Annotated in this window: 9 protein-coding genes; 2 read left to right on the forward strand and 7 right to left on the reverse strand. The window is 49.2% G+C overall.

Annotated features, from left to right (window positions below; all coding sequences use genetic code 11):
• Positions 1-38 precede the first annotated feature (38 nt).
• Together AC4BAP_RS10835 and AC4BAP_RS10840 are read left to right on the forward strand one after the other, a co-directional pair.
• A complete protein-coding gene (locus tag AC4BAP_RS10835; protein WP_490582668.1) occupies positions 39-869 on the forward strand; it encodes a M57 family metalloprotease in 831 nt (276 codons plus the stop codon).
• Between the two features lie 183 nt (positions 870-1,052).
• Positions 1,053-1,856, forward strand: a complete 804-nt coding sequence (locus AC4BAP_RS10840; protein ID WP_490582669.1) for a M57 family metalloprotease — start codon at positions 1,053-1,055, stop codon at positions 1,854-1,856.
• A gap of 484 nt (positions 1,857-2,340) precedes the next feature.
• On the opposite strand, the gene AC4BAP_RS10845 is transcribed toward AC4BAP_RS10840, so the two are convergent.
• From AC4BAP_RS10845 to AC4BAP_RS10875, 7 genes are all read right to left on the reverse strand, one after another.
• Complete coding sequence (locus AC4BAP_RS10845) at positions 2,341-4,989, reverse strand: S8 family peptidase (protein ID WP_490582670.1); 2,649 nt, start codon at positions 4,987-4,989, stop codon at positions 2,341-2,343.
• Positions 4,990-5,202: 213 nt separating this feature from the next.
• Complete coding sequence (locus tag AC4BAP_RS10850; protein ID WP_490582671.1) at positions 5,203-6,474, reverse strand: M28 family metallopeptidase; 1,272 nt, start codon at positions 6,472-6,474, stop codon at positions 5,203-5,205.
• 43 nt (positions 6,475-6,517) lie between these two features.
• Positions 6,518-6,850 carry a VanZ family protein gene (locus AC4BAP_RS10855; protein WP_490582672.1) on the reverse strand — a complete coding sequence of 111 codons (333 nt, stop codon included), beginning with the start codon at positions 6,848-6,850 and terminating at the stop codon, positions 6,518-6,520.
• Positions 6,851-6,920: 70 nt separating this feature from the next.
• Complete coding sequence (gene gcvH / locus AC4BAP_RS10860; RefSeq protein WP_490582673.1) at positions 6,921-7,301, reverse strand: glycine cleavage system protein GcvH; 381 nt, start codon at positions 7,299-7,301, stop codon at positions 6,921-6,923.
• A gap of 58 nt (positions 7,302-7,359) precedes the next feature.
• A complete protein-coding gene (gene sov / locus AC4BAP_RS10865; RefSeq protein WP_490582674.1) occupies positions 7,360-14,517 on the reverse strand; it encodes a T9SS outer membrane translocon Sov/SprA in 7,158 nt (2,385 codons plus the stop codon).
• 14 nt (positions 14,518-14,531) lie between these two features.
• On the reverse strand, positions 14,532-15,122 hold the full coding sequence (gene ruvA / locus AC4BAP_RS10870) for a Holliday junction branch migration protein RuvA (protein ID WP_490582675.1): 591 nt from the start codon (positions 15,120-15,122) through the stop codon (positions 14,532-14,534).
• A complete protein-coding gene (locus tag AC4BAP_RS10875) occupies positions 15,123-17,399 on the reverse strand; it encodes an NADP-dependent malic enzyme (RefSeq protein ID WP_490582676.1) in 2,277 nt (758 codons plus the stop codon).
• Between the last annotated feature and the right edge of the window lie 252 nt (positions 17,400-17,651).

Genomic DNA, 17,651 nt, shown 5'->3' on the forward strand with positions numbered 1-17,651 from the left:
ATCTTGTGTTATAACTTTTATACTCCTATATTTAAATTATGTCTAACTTAAAATTTTTTAAAAACATGTTTGCAAAACGTTTACTATTGTTCTCAGCTGTAGTGGCTACATTAGGATTTTCTTCATGCCAGCAAGAAGAGGAGATTTCTAATAAGGAGGAAGCTTCTCAGGAAGTATTAGCTCAGATCAAAGCCCTTGGCTTCAGCAACCAGAATGTGCAGAAAACAGAAGGTGGTTATGTGGTAGAAGGTGACATTTTCCTTACAGAAGGTGACCTGAGCTCTGCGCACAACACGAAAGCACTTCGTGTTGGTGAGTCTGAGCAATACCGCACAACCAACCTTGTAAATGCTGGTACTGGTCGTAACATTACGTTGTCTATCGACCCTTCTTTGCCATCTACATATGTAACTGCGCTTGATGCGGCTATTGACCGTTACAACGCGGAGAACCTGACCATCACAATGTCACGTGTTTCTTCTGGTGGTGACATCTATCTTAAGGCTGCTCCTAAATCAGCACAGTACCTTGCCTCTGCAGGTTTCCCAACTTCAACTGGCAACCCTCACAACCAAATCCTGATTGCTACCCGTTACATCGGTAACAACCCTAACCAGGCTTGGTTCACTACTATCTTGGCACACGAGATCGGTCACTGCATCGGCTTCCGCCACACTGACTACATGGACCGTAGCTACTCTTGCGGTGGCAGCTACACGAACGAGGGTGCTTCTACTGTAGGTGCTATCCACATCCCGGGCACGCCAACAACGCAGGATCCAAACTCATGGATGTTAGCTTGCATCGGCTCTGGCCAGAACCGTCCGTTCAATGCAAACGACAAAACTGCATTAAGCTACCTGTACTAAGAACTGTTTAGTATAAGGTCAATATATAAGGCCTCTGCAGCAATGCAGAGGCCTTTCTGTTTTTACACATACTATGAGTGGGAAAAATAATTGAAGTTAAAACACAGAAAAATAAATTTTATCTTGTGTTATAACATTGATATATCTATATTTAGATATGTCTAACTTAAATTATTAAAAAACATGTTTACAAAAAGACTATTGTTGTGTGCTGCTGTAGTGGCTACCCTTGGATTTTCTTCATGCCAGCAAGAAGAGGAGATCTCTAACAAGGAGGAAGCTTCTCAGGAAGTATTAGCTCAGATCAAGGCTTTGGGCTTCAGCAACCAGAATGTTGAGAAGACTGATGGTGGCTATGTTGTTGAAGGCGACATCTTCTTATCTGAGAGTGACCTTAGTGGTGCTTACAATACGAAAGCTTTGCGCGTAGGTGAAGTAGAGCAGTACCGCACTACCAACCTTGTTAATGCCGGTTCTGGCCGCGAGATCACATTGGCTATGGATCCTAAGTTGCCATCTACGTATGTAACTGCGCTGGATGCAGCAATTGCCCGTTACAATGCCGAGAACTTGACCATTACAATGCGTCGTGTGTCCTCTGGTGCTGATATTTATCTAAAGGCGTCTCCAAAGGGTGCGCGTTACCTGGCATCAGCCGGATTCCCTACTGCTGCCGGTGATCCGCACAATGAGATACTGATCCAGGAAAGATATATCGGTTCTAATCCTAACCAAAACTGGTTCGCTACCATCCTTGCACACGAGATCGGTCACTGCATCGGCTTCCGTCACACCGACTACATGGACCGTAGCTACTCTTGCGGTGGCAGCTACACGAACGAGGGGGCTTCTACTGTAGGTGCTATCCACATTCCGGGCACGCCAACAACGCAGGATCCAAACTCATGGATGCTTGCCTGCATCGGCTCTGGCCAGAACCGTCCCTTCAACTCAAACGACAAAATTGCGCTGGATTACCTGTACTAGTATAATTTAGCCTTAAAGTATAAAGCCCCTGCAGACTGCAGGGGCTTTTTTTGTGATCGTACCTAATCTGGTTGGGCCATCCGGAGTTTTAAGTCCTTAACTCAAGTTGCGGTATATGGTAAAACAGGCAGGTGTAAACACGCCCCTGAGAGCTACGCTCGCTAGCTCAAAACGCTCATTTTGGCTAGTCTGCAAGAAGGGATTACATGCAAGATCAAAATTCCACTCCCTCGGAGTAGGGCCGTTTCATTCTAGCAGATTATAAGGTAATGGCGCGTGCGTCCTCGCTCGTGTCGGGCTATAGCTGGGCCTCCGGCCCAGTTGAGTTGAAAACTCAACACCATTTTAAACCACCCCGAAAGCGTTCGGGGCGGCAGAAAAAGATAGAATGAAACGACCCTGCTCCTCGGAGGAGTTAGGGGTGGGTTAATCGTAACTTGAGTTTCTTATTTAAACGCCCCTTTAGACAGCAAGACTTCTTGCCTTACAATATCAGCACTCTGGATGAGATCCGATCGCCGCTGGCTGTAATAACGCGCAATATGTATAAGCCTTTATTCAGGCCGCTGGTGTCCAGGCTTTTTATTATCCCTATCTCCTCTGACTCTCTAACCAATTTACCAAGTTGGTCATATAACTGGATAGTGGCGGTATCGTCGGCAACTGCTATGTACAATGGCGAGCCGGCCTCTACAGGGTTGGGGTAGGCCTGTATATAGCCTTTTTTTGCATAAATGGCTTCTTCGGTATCGCTGTAGTACATTACCGTATTCTTTGTTTCAACCTTAACCCTGTAAAGGTTTTTGCCCGGTTCGGGGTTAGGGTCGTGTAGCACCAGGTTAATGCTGCCAGGCGAGGTTACTTTTGAAACGGAAGTATAAGTGCCGCTATGTTCACGCTCCAGGGTTACGGAGGCTACCTGGTATAGTGTACTAAGCCTCAGGTCAAACTGCATGGTGTCCATTACGAATTGCTTTGGCAGAAAGCTTTTAATGTAACAGCCGATGCCCTCCCTGGCAAATGCCACTGCATCACTTGTCTCAGCAAGCATGTCGTCTACGATAGGGGCCACCATGATGTACTCGCTCAGGCTCTGCAACTGCTTTTTATCCAGCACGGCCAGGGTATCGGTTGTAGCAAGCAGCTTGGCAGGGTATGCTTTATCCACGAACAACAACTGATACTCTTTAACGCCACGCAAAGCCGGCCAGTATACCATGGCATTGTCTGTGCAGCTGTAGCCAATAGTAAGCCGCAGAGACTTTGTAAGTATAAACGGTTCTGATTCTATACTGCCACCAGGGGTGGTTAATCTTACTTGTGCCAGGGCCACTGTATCCGGGGCTTGCCAATCATAAGAGGTTGCGGACGCGCTTATTTGTGCAATCGGGACCCACTCTTTGTTTTGTGTGAACTTATACTCTAACAGTGCATCTCCGTCGGCTGTATTTCCCTGCCAGCGAAGTTTGTTAATTGCGCCGGCTTTTAAGCTAAGTCCCAACGCAGGGTACAGCCATTCCAAACCCGACTCATACTCATAAACCAAGCTATAGTCCTGTGCTTTATCCTCAATGTAATGTCCCTTTACCAGCAGCTCATACTTTCCTGGTGCTGGCAAGTCTATGGTTACCTGCTCTACGTTGTTAAGCCTGTCTATGCCGCGCCTGGCTGGTTTGGCAAGTGAGTCTGGATGCGGGTGTGTGCTAAGCACCCAGGGTAGCCAACTATTCCCGGAATTAAGGTGCATTACTTTTAGGTCCAGGTCGTTTACCAATGCTTTGGAGGCACTTGGGTCGGCTTCCTTATCATGCCACACAATGGTAACTTTCAGCTGCCTTACACCTTCCGGCACATTGATCGTATGCGTTTTCTGTTCGTTTTGGCTTACAGAAGATTCAATAAACCGGCCCTCCACAATGCTTCTCACAGCGCCTAATGCATCCGTGTTACCAAATCCTGACTCGAAATCTACGGCTTTGCGCCCTACGTCATCGGCACTGTTAATGAGAGCAGCCTTCACAAGCGCTGCAGACGGCAAATTGCCAGTATAACTGTTTTTATAGGCTTGTTGCACCAGCACGGCCACACCCGACACCACAGCAGCGGCTTCGGAAGTGCCAGCAATGCCATAGGCCACCAGTTCAGGTTTTATCCTGCCATCGTTGGCAGGGCCTTTGGAGCTGAGCTGGCCTACCAGGTTCCCCGGCTCCAGGGCTCCCACGCTCAGGGTGTTCTTGGAATTCTTGAACTGGCCTGTTAAGTTGGCAAACCCGGGGATGTTGGCATAGTTTCCGGCTGTCTCGGCCTTACTGCCACTGTTACCCGACGAGAAAACATGCAGCAAATGTGGGTTCTGAAACACTTGCTGGTCATATGCTTTAGACTCGAGTCCGTAGTAGTTTTCCACCCCTACGCCATAAGAGTGATTCTGCACACCAATATTGTTGCTGGTAAGTATGGTGCTGTTGTCCGGGAACAGTTCTTTAAAGTCGGAAGAGGCAAGTATAGCCTTATGTGCGATGCCTTTTCCTTTGGGTCCTGAGTTTCCGGCTCCGCCAATTATAGTGGCCATAGTAGTGGCGTGCTGGGTATAGCCTGTGCCAAAACTTGCAGGTGACAGTACGCGGGCCTTCAGGTCGATATCGTTCGGGTTAAAGGCGCCTTCCTTTACTGATACTACCATCCCGTCGCCGGTGAGTTCCGGAAAGCTTGTCTGTAGTATGGGTATGTTGTTAGCAGCGAAGTCAATGTCTTTTAACTCTGTTTCTTCCTTGGCAACACGGTTGCCCTGGTCAACGAAGGTAACGTGGGGGCTGTTAAGGAGCAGCTTTAACTCGTCTCTTTTTACATTGGAAAGTATAAGGATATTGGCTGCTCCAGCTTGCTCTTTCGAGTTGATGTTCAGGTTTTGCTGCTTAAGCCAGGCTTTAAATGCTTGTGTGTCTTTTACGGCTACTCTGTAATTGCCAGTTGTGTTCTTCTGCAACGACTGGTGGAGTGCTGGGGCTAGCCTGGCTTTTGCTTGCTGTTGCAAAGCATCATCCTGCCTCCTCTGTGAAAAGGAAACAAAAGGCAGCAGCATAAACAGCAAAAGTATCGCATTCCTTTTGCGGCTCGTGTAAGAGTGTTGCATAAGTACTGTTAATAAATCAAGATTCTGCCGGGGTTGGCAGGAGCCAAATAACACTAAAGCTAAAGAATTACAGCCAATAACACAATACCTCCGGATGGCTTGGCTTATCAAATTTCAGCTTTTTAGTTTACTGTCGTGTTTGGCAAGCCGGAGTGGATGCCGAAATGCGAAATGTGATGTTATGTAGATGGACAAATGTAGGGTTATTGGTTGTTACTGTTGCAGGCAGTCGGCAAACGTGGTGATCAGTTTAAACACTTCCGGAAATTTTGTGAGGGGCAGTTGTGTGGCAAAATCCTGGGTGTTGTGGTAGGCTGCAGTGCCGCCCAAAGTATAAAAGAAGAAGGCCGGTACCCCACGCTCCGAAAATGGGTAGTGGTCGGAGTTGGCGGCTTTGCCCCGGCTTTTTATCTGGGGCAGGTAGTTATACTTTTGGTTAATGGAGGTAAGCAACTCGAACTCCTGTTTGTGTACCTGGCCGTTTACTGCCATCATGCCTTCTTCGCCGGTGCCCAGCAGGTCGAGGTTAACCAGAAAACGGATGCTTTGCAGCGGGAACAACGGGTTTTGTACATAATGGAACGAGCCCAGCAAGCCAGCCTCTTCTGCGGCAAAGGCTATAAACACCATGCTATACTTTGGCTTGTTCTCTGGCTTGCTGTAGTGCGCTGCCAGCTCCAGCAACATGGCGGTACCGCTGGCATTATCGTTGGCCCCCGGAAAGTATACTTCTTTGCCCTGCCCGCCCAGGTGGTCGTAGTGTGCCGTAAATACCAGGAACGAGTCGGGTTGGGTGCTACCCTTTATATAGCCGATCACGTTGCGAGCCTGGTGGTTTGGATTAAGGCTGCTTTTGATCTTATACTTTATACTTTTCGCATCGGCAGGCCAGGCACTGCGCAGCACCTCAAGGGTAGGCGTAGTATCGGTTTGTTTGGCTATGGTTGTTAACAGGGCTTTAGGCTGAAGTATAACATGCACCGATGCTTGTTGCAGTTTAAGCTGTAAGGGCTGTGGCAGCTGGCTAACCAGTTTGGCATCCTGTTGCCGGTACACAATGGCTTTGCCTTTAAAGCTTTGGGAGAAAAACTTCTGCGCTGCAGTTGCGTCTGTAAAAATAAGGGTGTCGAGGGTAAGTATAGTTGCCTTGCCAGAGCCGGAAGGGGAGGAGGCGCGCGCCACAAAATCTTTGCCTGCCAGTAGTTTTCTTCCGTTTACCTCAAGCTGCGGTGTTTCGGTAATGGTATTTACTTGAAAACTGAATTCCTGGAAGTATGAGCTACCAATTGGCTTCAGACCAATTTGTTTATACCTGTCCTGTAAGTATGCGGCGGCTTTGGCATCCCCTTCAAATACATAGCCACGACCATGAAAGTATGGGCTTGCCAGGGTGTCTACAGTTTGCCGCACGCGCGCCATATCCTGGGCAAGAGCAGGCCCGGCAAGTATAAGTATAAACAGCAGGAAAGTATAAATGCGCTTCATCTGTTAAAGATAAGCAATTAAAGAAATACGAAGCAGGCTTTACTTACCAGATATACACCCACTTAAACAGCACTATACCCAGCAGGCAGCCGATAGTATTGGCGATCACATCCATAATATCGCCCTGGCGGCCATAGATAAAGAAGTGCTGCATTAACTCCACGCAAATGCCGAACATGAAGGAGATAAACAGGCTGGACCTGATGGCAAAGTGGCGTAGCTTCAAGTAAGTGTACTGCTTTGTAAGCCCCACGATCATCAGGAAGGTAAGCACCCCGAAAAGGAAAGCATGGGCAAAGGAGTCGAAGGAGAAAAGCTCCCATATCCCAAGCGAGGGCATTGAAGAAGAGGGCAGTAATGTCGTTAACAAGATCATTACTGCCCAAAGTATGGTAAACAGATTATAGCGTAGTATCAAACCTGCTTAATCGTTTGTTCAGGATAAATTACTGACCGATCAGTTCGCGGTAAGCCTCTGCAGAAAGCAGTTCGTCTACCTGGCTGTTGTCGCCGATAGACATCTTTATGATCCAGCCGTCGCCATAAGGGTCAGAGTTTACAAGCTCAGGGCTTGCTTCCAGCTTGTCGTTAAACTCAAGTACAGTACCGCTTAATGGGCTGAACAGGTCAGATACGGTTTTAACAGCCTCTACTGTGCCGAATACGTCTTCCTGGTTCACGTCTTTGTCTACAGTGTCGATGTCTACATATACGATATCACCTAGTTCGCTCTGTGCGAAATCCGTGATGCCTACATATGCTACATCGCCTTCAATGCGTACCCACTCGTGGTCTTTCGTATACTTTAAGTTCTCTGGTAGATTCATTGTTTTATCTGGTTAAGATGAAGCCCAAAAATACAGTCTTTTTTGCAATGCTAAAATTTTATTGCAAACTAACTCGCAGTTGAACGCCACCTTCTGTTACACTGTTTCGGAACGACGTAGAAATTTTAGGGTCGGAGACGGTGCGCAGCACATAGAACTGGATATTCACGCGCTGGCTCAGCACATAGTCCACGGTTGGGCGCAGCTGCAATTGGCGCGTGCCGTTGGTTATCTGGTTCTGGCTTACCTCAACCCCGGAGTCGTCGGTAGAGATGGCGCGCTGCACTGTTTGGTTCTCACGCACCGAGAAGTCAAGGCGCATTGTCAGTTCATTCTCCAGCACGCGGCGCTGCCCCGCGATCCGGAACGGTATCCGGAAATTGCTGGTGGCATAGCCAAAGCCAAACACATAATCTTTTACATTCGTCTCCGTTACCTGCGCATTGGTCAGGTTCAGCGACAGGTTACGCTCGATCTTATACTCTAGTCGGCCGGTCAGGTTAGTCTTTGTTCTGAAGTTAACCCCAATCAGAGGGGCCAGCCTTTCTGATACCGTTAGCTGGTTTACGATGTAGTATGGCACCAGCTGGCCAAAGTTGTTCATGGCCGTCGGGAAACCGTCCGGCTGCTGGTCATAAAGCAGCGAGGTGGTAAAGCTGGTAATGTTAAAGCTTGAGTTATACGCATGCGTCAGGTTTACTTGGCTAAACCACTGCTGGAAAAACGGTAACTGCGACAGACCATTGTAATCCACGCGCCAGTTAGGTATTGGCAGGCGTTTAAATGGATTATCATCGGCATCTGGTGCAAAGCCATTTATATCGCGGCCCTGGTAGGCGTACAGGAAGGACTTGATAAGCACATCCTGCGAGTTTAAAGTATAAGACGAATCGGTGGTGGCGGCCGGGTTGGCTGCCAGAAGTTTTTCGCGCACGTTGTAGCGGTTTTGGATAAACTGCTCAAAAGCGGCCGACGTACCTGCACTGGTAGACTCGAACAAAGTGCCCAGCGCCATGAACGAGGTAGAGAAGGCGCCGGTGTTAAACGGATTCTGACGCTGGTCTACAGTTCCGATCTCGCCAAAATCATCAAATTCCTTGCGGTAGAAAATCTCCTCAATCGTTGACTTGTTACGGCGCACATCCAACTGCATGTTAAAGCTCTTGAATGGCTCCAGGTTTGCCTGCGCCCTGAAATCCTCAGTAAAGATGCTGCTGAGGGGAGTGTTCAGGTATTGGCTGCTATCAGTGTACCAGCCGTTTTCTTTTGCCCTGAAGTATAAATTATCCAGATCGTACTGCTTTCCAAGTATAAATGGCAGTCCCGGTGCCTCAAAATCATCATCAAAGCCAAAGAATTGTGTGCTTGGCAGGTAGCCTGGCAATAAGGTGCCCCGGTTCTGCAAGTATGTGAAGTTTATCGATCGGGCCATCATCAGGGTTCTGGCAAGGCCCTTGGCAAACTTCATCTCCGAGGCAGGCTTTTTAGCAGTTGTGTCGCCGGGTGCCGGGGTGGCAGGTCGGCCTGCCGGGGCCGGTGAGTTCACAGCCTTCAGAAACTTCACTTTGTTATACAGCTTCAGGAGGTCAAACTTGCCGTTAACTGTAAACTCGCTGTTGTTCTCTACAGTGTTGCCCAACCTGAATTCTGCATCCTGGTTCAGGGCCGTTGAGCCTGCCGTCCAGATGTAAGTTACAGCGTAGCGGGTATCGGCACCGATCCAGTCAACCAGCGGAAACTTATCCAGCGGCAACTTGTAGTTTAGGGCCACCATCTGGTTAAAGTTGGTGTTGCGGCCAAAGTTTTTCAGGTTGTCCCAGATAATCTTGTTCTTAAAAGCCAGGGAGTCTATCTCCTTGTTGATACGGTTGTCCGGCTCGTCTACAATGGCTCGGTTAGTGGCAGTATAATCCAGGCCCAGGCTTTTGGTTATATCCCACTTCAGGTCGTAGATGCGGTTAAAGTAAAAATACTTCTGGAACGTTGGCGCAATACCCCTGGAGGTGATCAGGCCGGTTTCTGAATCGCGACGCTGCAGGAACGTCTCGTTGTAACGGCGGTCCAGATCGGCCCTGAAGTTAAAGCTGCTTGGCAGGGGCGTAAAGTTCAGGTCCTTGATCAGGCGCAGGTACGGCGATTTCATACCTTCCACTTTAGCGAAAGGCTCAAAGTTGCGCGGTGTGGTGTTGTAAGTATAAGCTATAGCCCCGTTATAGGTTTTAGTGAAGTCGCGGTCTGTTTCAATGTTCGTGAACAGGCGCTCGCCGTAGGAGTAGGAGAAAGAGAAGTTCTCGATATCATACGGCTGCACTTTGTCTTCAGGGTCAGTGCGCTCTTTGCGCACGTTCAGCAGGCTGATGCTCTTGCGTGTTTCGCGTGTAGTTACCTCTTTTCTGTATTCCCTCTTAGCTTCATCAGAATCAAACCTGGTTAGCGATTCCTCCAGCGGCACGTCCTTGTCCAGCGGGTCGAACTGCGGCTCGCTGTTCAGGGTGCCGTACTGCACGGTTACAGGCACTTTAATGCCCAGTTTCTCCGGCAGGAATTTATCAGCCACAATATTGGCGCTTACGTCAAACAAGGCTGTGTTTTCGCGGGCGCGCTGGGCTATTTTCTGCTGCAGGCCGCCAAAACCGATGGTAGTATAGGCGCCTGTGGCTGTAATGTTGGCAAAGTCGGCCAGTTTGGTGTTCAGGCGCGCGTTAGCTGCCCAGCCTGTCTGGTTGCGGAAATCAGTTACACGAAGCTCATCCACCCACATACACACCGAGTGCGGCTGCCCGTTATCTCTTGGGTTCCGGATACCGATCATTATACTTTGAACCTCACTGAAATCCGGGTTACCAACCACACGTATCGTCTTGCCTCCCACATTTACTTCAAACGGCCTGAAGCGATCTGAACCAGGTTGTTTGTTGCGCAGCACCTTGGCGTTCACAAACTCTTCCAGGGCTATGTCGATCTGGTTGCCTTGTGGCCAAATGGCATCTGCGCTTTGGCTGCCCTGCGGGGTAAGTTGCAGCGGCACCACATACTCGTAGTAGTTCTGTGTAAAGTCTGTGCCGATTCGGATAAAAGCCTGCATTTCGCCGTCTCGTAGTCCCGGTTCAGGGCTTTGTGCATGTATAAACATCTTCAGGCGTTTATAAATAAGCATGTCCAGCGTGATGTTTTTGTATACGGCTTTAGCAAAAGAGTCTTTAAGGTCTTCCACGCAAAGTTGCAGCGACTGCTCGTTCTGGCGGCGATCGTTGGTAGAGGCGTAGTCGCGGAGGCGCTGTATGCCCGGCGGCACCACGTAAGGTATAGTGCCTTCCACTGCCTGGCCGTTCTCTTCTATGTTTACTGTTGATACTGTGAACGACTTTGCCTCATCGGTACAGGTTAAGCATGGGTTGCCATCTGTAAGCGGTTGCAGGTACTGGCGCCACTGGTTTGCCACAAACTGGAACTGCACAAAACGCAACACCACCGGGTCGGCAAACTCGGTCAGGTACATACGCATAAACCTGATCGACTTGAAACCGTTGATGTTGCCCACCTTGCCTGTAGGCTGGCGAATCGGCACCCTGAACTGGTACCATGTTGTCTCGCCGTTTTTAATGGCATCCACAATGTAATTCTGCCCAACGTTCAGTTGGCCCGGTTCTAGGTTAACTTTATACTCGTAGTACTGCTCCACGTCATTGATCACGTTGTCGCGGTTCAGGTCCTCTTTGTCCGGGAAGGCGTAATTTGAGAAGCGGCTGTTTTCCGGAGAGTTATTCTCCATGCCGTTGAAGTTCTTGTAGCGTGCAAGTATACCGGCATTCTGGGCATCGTAACGGGCATCCAGGTGGTGCAGGAAGTTGTCTGCCGAAGGGTCGTCGAGTACGTTCTGTGGTGGTGTGCCCGATATCAGGTTTAGGAATGTGTTCTGGAAGTATGCCTGTTCTTCTCTATCACTCAAACCATCCAAACCTATATCCTGAAATTGTCTGCCTCCGGCCACGCCAGTAAAGGCATCCGTCAGGAATTGCTGGGTGGTAATGCGGCCCCATAACGTTTCCTGTACCTTTAACATATTGTCCTGCGAGGTTGGCAAGCCGTTCTCAAACGAGTATAGGTTGTCCTTCAGCACATCTTCCGAAACGCTGCCCAGGTTAAAGACCAATTGGCCGCCCTCGTTGTTGGTGATCGGGTTGCCCTGCGCGTCTTTTCTACCGTTTGGCCCTGTAATGAACGGGTCCATCATCCAGAACTCAATATACTCGATGTTGGCGTTGTCAAAGTCGGTATCGAAGGTGATATCGCGGCTGATGCCACCCCAGTTTTTGCGCGGATCGCCGGCAAGTAAGCCTTGTGGTGTCAGGTTAGGGTTGTAGTTATACATGCCCCGCTCTCTTGGGTAGTAGGCAAGGTCAAACGTATACTCAAAGGTGTTGGCAACTTCCGGGTCACGGCCAGGGAATACTTCGTTTCTCCTTACGCCTCGCACATAGTGGTTGGCCAGCTCTTCTTTGGTGATGTTCTTGGGTCTTAAGCCGTCGGCATCGCGGTAGAAAATCTGGTCAATGGTATACCAGGCAAGCTTTGCACGGTTATACGAGTAAGCAAGTCCGGTGCCGGGCACAAGCGGGGCAGGAGTGGCTGCCAAACGCCAGCTGGAGTTATTAAAACCACCAAGGCTATACGGAGTCTCTGCACCTTCAAAGTCGTCGATGTACGAAGCACCATCCTCATTCACAGCCGACTTGGTATTGGCAGGCACCAGCTGCGCAAACTCACCACTAAACGAAACCAGCGAAGGCACTTTTGTCTGGATCAGTGGAATGGCATCCGTCATCTTTGTTAGAAAACGCGACTGTTTCTGAATGTTCAAGTCAAGGCCATAGATGGTATTGTTCGATGGCTCGTCGCCTATACTTACCCGGTTGATGTATGGCTGTTCGGCAAGGTGCAGTACGGTGGCACCAATGTTCACCTCTTCGTTCAGTCTATAGTCAAACCTGGCACCCAGCAAAGAGCGTGGCTGTATGTTCAGCAGCTCGGCCTTCTCGTAGGTCACCCTCAGGTCGCTGGCAGAGCTGATGTAGCTTGGGTTTAATATCTTGATGCGGCCAAGGTCATAGAATACCTGGTAGTCGGTGCCCTCCACCAATCGGGTACCCCCCGAGTAAACGGCCACCGAGCCTTCGGCAATCCTGAAACCTGGCAAGGTAATTTCGTCGGCAGAGGTGGCTTGAAAGCGGCCCTTCAGGAAGAATTTGGCCTTCACGTTATTCTGCTGGGCATCTGTCTGAGTCTGGTCGTATAGTTCCTGGAATACGTAGCGGTCGATCAGTTCTGGCCTGCCTTCCAGTTTCTGGGCAAGGTAGCTGCCAAATGGCTCTACCTGCGGGAAGTATATCCGGCCTGTTTCTGTATCAATGGTAATGCCCGGCAAAAAGTCGAAGTTACCGTCGCTTGGCTTGTCGTTGTTCGGGTTTACATTGTCCAGGTTCAGAACCTCAATTAGCGGGATGTTCTGGATCGGGCTCGGTTCTTTTATACTTGTAATGTCTACGCCTGTCTCATCGTCCTTGTAGATGATCTGCATCTGGAAGTTCTGACGGTTAACCTGGGTTGCGTCCAGGCTATAGACGTTCTTCATCATCAGGTCCCAGGTTGGGTATTCCAGTGCAGGGTTTGTGGCGCGCAGCAACTTCATGTGGATCACCTTCTGGTCGTCCAGGTTCTGGTAATCCTCAATTAACTCACCTACCTGGTAGGTTTTGCCGTTGAAAGTATACTCAAAGGCAACGCCCAATACCTGGTCCGGCAAAAGCGCGGTGTTCAGGGAAATATAGCCAAGCTGCGGGTTAAACTTATACTCGCGCGGGTCCAGTTTTCGGGCACGCACATGCTCAAAGTCAATGCCTTTCTGCAAGCCTCGGCCGCGCAGGTACTCATCTACCCTGGCGTTGTCGCGGGCGGTTGGGTTGGTAAGTATGCTGTAAAGGGAGTTGGCATTATTGGCCGCCGGTGCCGTGCCGGGTCTGCCGGTATCAAATTGCTCCCGGAACGGGTCTGGCTCACCAATGTCCATGTGAGCCACCATGTTGCGCAGGTTCTCGGTAGAGCGGTTGTTATTGGTTACGTAAAGCTCCAGGCGGCGAATCACGATGCCGGAGTTTACCAATGGTAGCCTGGCCAGCGCCTGGTCGTACCGGCCCCGGAAAAACTGCGAAAGGAAAAAGTGGCGATCACGGTCATACTCATCCACCCGGATCAAAAAGGGTTTGTTCTGGGCTCCATTCTGAATAATAACCTCATCGTTACGGCCACGCACATTCGAGGCAATAGTGGTAACGGCAAGCCGGCCAAACTGTAGCTGAGTCTTTATGCCAAACAGGTTTTGCGCACCTGTAATCAGCGAGTTGTTAAGTGGCAGGCTTACATTACCAGCCTCTACCTTCCGGATGATCTCTTCCTCGTAACCCGTGTAATCCAACTTCATGTTGTTCTCGAAGTCGAAGTTGGCGTTGTTATCCCAGTTAAAGTTGATGCGCATTTTCTCACCAACCTTGCCTACCAGGTTAAGCGAGATGTTCTGGTCAAAGTCAAAGTCGCCGGTGCGTTGCTGGCGCAGCGGTATCGTCGGGTTCTGGTTACGGTTAAAGCGAGCGCCAAATTTCAGGGAAACGTTTCCGTTTGGCTGGATATCCACATAGTTGCCACCAAAAATCCTGTCGAATGCGGGGCTAATGTATATTTTAGGTATAAGCCTGTTGCTGCTAACCACGCTTTCACCATCCAGTCCGGCAGACTTGGCGCGCCAGTAATTCCGGATCGCCTCACGTTGCTGCCACTCCGAAAACTGCTGCAAGGTCATGGCAGAAGGCGGACGGTAGTTTATGTCGCCGATGGTTTCGGTGATGTTGTATTGCTTTAAGCTGTCGTCCAGCTCAACGTTTAATTTCAGGTTACTAGGCTGGCCCAGCAGCAGGGGGGAGGAGCTTGGGCGTGTGCTGAAGGGGTTGCCATGCCTGTCGCGGGGCACAAAAGTCGGCCGTCTGCTTGGGAGGTAAGCAGTGTCTTTTTTTACTGTATCCTGAACAGATAGCAGATTTTGGAGAATAGTATACTTAAACCTTTTTCCAGAGCGCAATTCTTCCGCCTGCGACCACCAGGCCAGCATAGAGATAGTTGCAACCGCTACCAGAAGCAGGTTGTTCTTTTTACTTTTCCAGATCAAATTGGGTATATCTGTTACGACGTTTTCAAGGCAAACTTAATCAACTCCTCTACACTTAGGTCACGGCCTTCTCGCTTGATGATCGTGTCCAGCGTTTTCTCTGCTACGGCTTTGGCAAAACCAAGTGTAACTAAAGCAGATAACGCTTCGGCTCTGTTTGTATTGTGTGCGGCGGCAGGCACAAATGAATCTGTAAGCAGTACTTCTTTCTTCATTTTATCCTTCAGCTCAAGTATAACGCGCTGGGCGGTTTTGGCGCCTATGCCTTTTACCTGCTGTATGGTTCTGACATCCTCTCTGATAATGGCCTGCTGCACTTCTTCCACTGAAAGAGATGACAGGATCATGAGCCCCGTATTGGGGCCCACACCTGAAATGGATATCAAATGCAAGAACACATCTTTCTCCGCTGCTGTGGTAAAGCCGTAAAGCGTGTGCGCATCTTCCTTTATGTGCAGGAAAGTATGCAGCTTGCAACGCTCGCCAGCTGGCAGCGACGAATATGTGCTCAGTGAGATCTTGATCTGATAGCCTACGCCATTAACATCGATAATGACGTAGGTAGGATCTTTGTGAGTTAATTTGCCATCAATATAGGCTATCATCTATATATGTTGATTGTTATAGTTTTGAGCATCTACGACGGCAATAGCCACCATGTTTACAATTTCTCTGATAGAACTTCCTAACTGCAAGATATGTACAGGCTTACGCATTCCCATCAGGATAGGGCCAATCGCCTCCGCACCTCCAAGCTCCTGTAAAATCTTATAAGCAATATTGCCGGAAGTTAGGGTTGGGAATACTAATGTATTAGCTCCTTTATCCGCTAGTTCGCTAAATGGATAGTGCTCTCGCAGTAAATTTTTGTTCAGTGCCGTATTTGCCTGCATCTCGCCATCTATTAAAAGGTTCGGATACTTCTCTTTAGCCTTTCTTACTGCTTCAGCCGATTTAACCGGGATGTCGCCTTTCACAGACCCGAAGTTTGAGTATGACACCACAGCCATTCGCGGCTCCTGATCAAAGAAGCGTACAGTACGTGCTGTAAGGCCAATAATATCCACTAATTCATCAGCAGTCGGGTTTACATTTACAGTAGTATCGGCAAAGAAGTATGGCTCTTTCTTGTTCAGGATAATGTACATACCCGCCACTTTGTTTATTCCCTGCTCTACGCCAATTACCTGCAGTGCCGGCACTATGGTCTTGGAGTAATCCCGTGTAAGGCCTGAGATAAGTGCATCAGCCTCGCCACACTCCAGCATCAAACTGCCAAAGTATATGCGGTCACGAACCATGCGGCGTGCATCAAACAGCGTTAGACCTTTGCGCTGACGCTTCTTATAAAGGATCTGCGCATACTTTTCACGCTTCTCATCTTCCTCAAATGGATCGATGATGGTAACACCCTGAAGGTCCAGGTGGTTCTCTTCGATGATGGCTTCGATGCGCTTGCGGTTACCTAAAAGTATAGGGTAGGCAATTCGCTGGTCTTTAACCGTCTGCGCTGCCTTCAGTATCTTATAGTTATCAGCCTCGGCAAATACAACAGTCTTAGGGTTTTCTTTTGCCTGGTTGGTAATACGGGTCATCAGCTTCTGGTCAATACCGATACGCTCCTGTAGCTCCTGCTCATACTTTAGCCAGTCGGTAATTGGCATGCGAGCCACCCCACTCTCCATGGCAGCCTTAGCCACTGCCGGCGAGACGGTTGTGATCAGGCGAGGGTCCAGCGGTTTCGGGATAAGGTATTTGCGGCCGAAAGAGATCGTATTGTCGCCGTAGGCCTTGTGCACGATTTCCGGAACATCTTCTTTAGCCAGCGCCGCCAGTGCATGAACCGCAGCGAGCTTCATTTCTTCATTTATCTCGGTGGCGCGCACATCCAGAGCCCCTCTGAAAATGTATGGGAATCCGAGTACGTTGTTTACCTGGTTAGGATGGTCTGAGCGGCCTGTAGCCATGATTAGGTCTTCACGGGTAGCCATGGCCACGTCGTAGGGGATCTCAGGGTCAGGGTTGGCCAAGGCAAAGATGATCGGGTTTGGAGCCATCAGCTGCACAAACTCCGCTGGAAGCACATTACCAGCCGACAAGCCAACAAACACATCGGCATCGCGCATGGCTTCTTCCAGGTTATTGATCTTACGCATGGTCACGAACTGGGCCTTATAGATATCCAGGTCGTCGCGCTCCGGACGTATAACGCCCTCTTTGTCGAACATTACGATGTTGTCCATCTTCACGCCCAGCGCCACGTATAGCTTGGCACATGCAATGGCCGCAGCGCCTGCACCATTCATCACCATCTTGATCTCATCGATCTTTTTATCGGCAAGTTCAAGTGCATTTAATAGGGCTGCAGAAGAGATAATGGCAGTACCGTGCTGATCATCGTGCATCAACGGAATGTTCATCTGCTCCTTCAGCGCGTTCTCAATCTTAAAGCTTTCCGGAGCCTTGATATCTTCCAGGTTAATGCCGCCAAAAGTTGGCTCCAGTGATTTTACGATGCGCACAAATTCAGCGGGGTCATTGCAGTCTATCTCAATGTCAAACACGTCAATGCCAGCAAACTTCTTAAACAGTACGCCTTTACCCTCCATAACAGGTTTAGATGCATCCGGGCCAATGTTGCCAAGGCCAAGCACGGCAGTACCATTTGAGATCACGCCCACCAAGTTGCCTTTAGCGGTGTACTTGTAAACGTTATCTTTATCTGCGGCTATTTCTTTGCACGGTTCTGCAACGCCCGGCGAGTAAGCAAGCGCAAGGTCATGCTGGGTGCTCACCATTTTAGTAGGAACTACCTCTATCTTGCCGGGTTGCCCCTGCATGTGGTAGTTCAAGGCGTCTTCTCTGTTTACTTTAGTGGTCATTGTATGCGTTGTTGTTTGTGTTGTAACTTCTCAACCAGGACCGCGTTGCCGTCTTTCTTGAAATTGTATCTTGCTAAAGACCAATTTTATAAGAATTTTGCGTTAATCCAAAATTGAGCCTCCAAAGATAAGGGCTATGGCTACATTCTGATGCAGAAATCACAATTATTTAGCCTTTGGCATGTATTTAAGTGGCAAATAAAAAAAAGGAGCACCTTTTTACGCAAAAGATGCTCCCTTAAGTATACTTTT

The sequence above is a fragment of the Pontibacter sp. GD7 genome, from assembly GCF_058216375.1.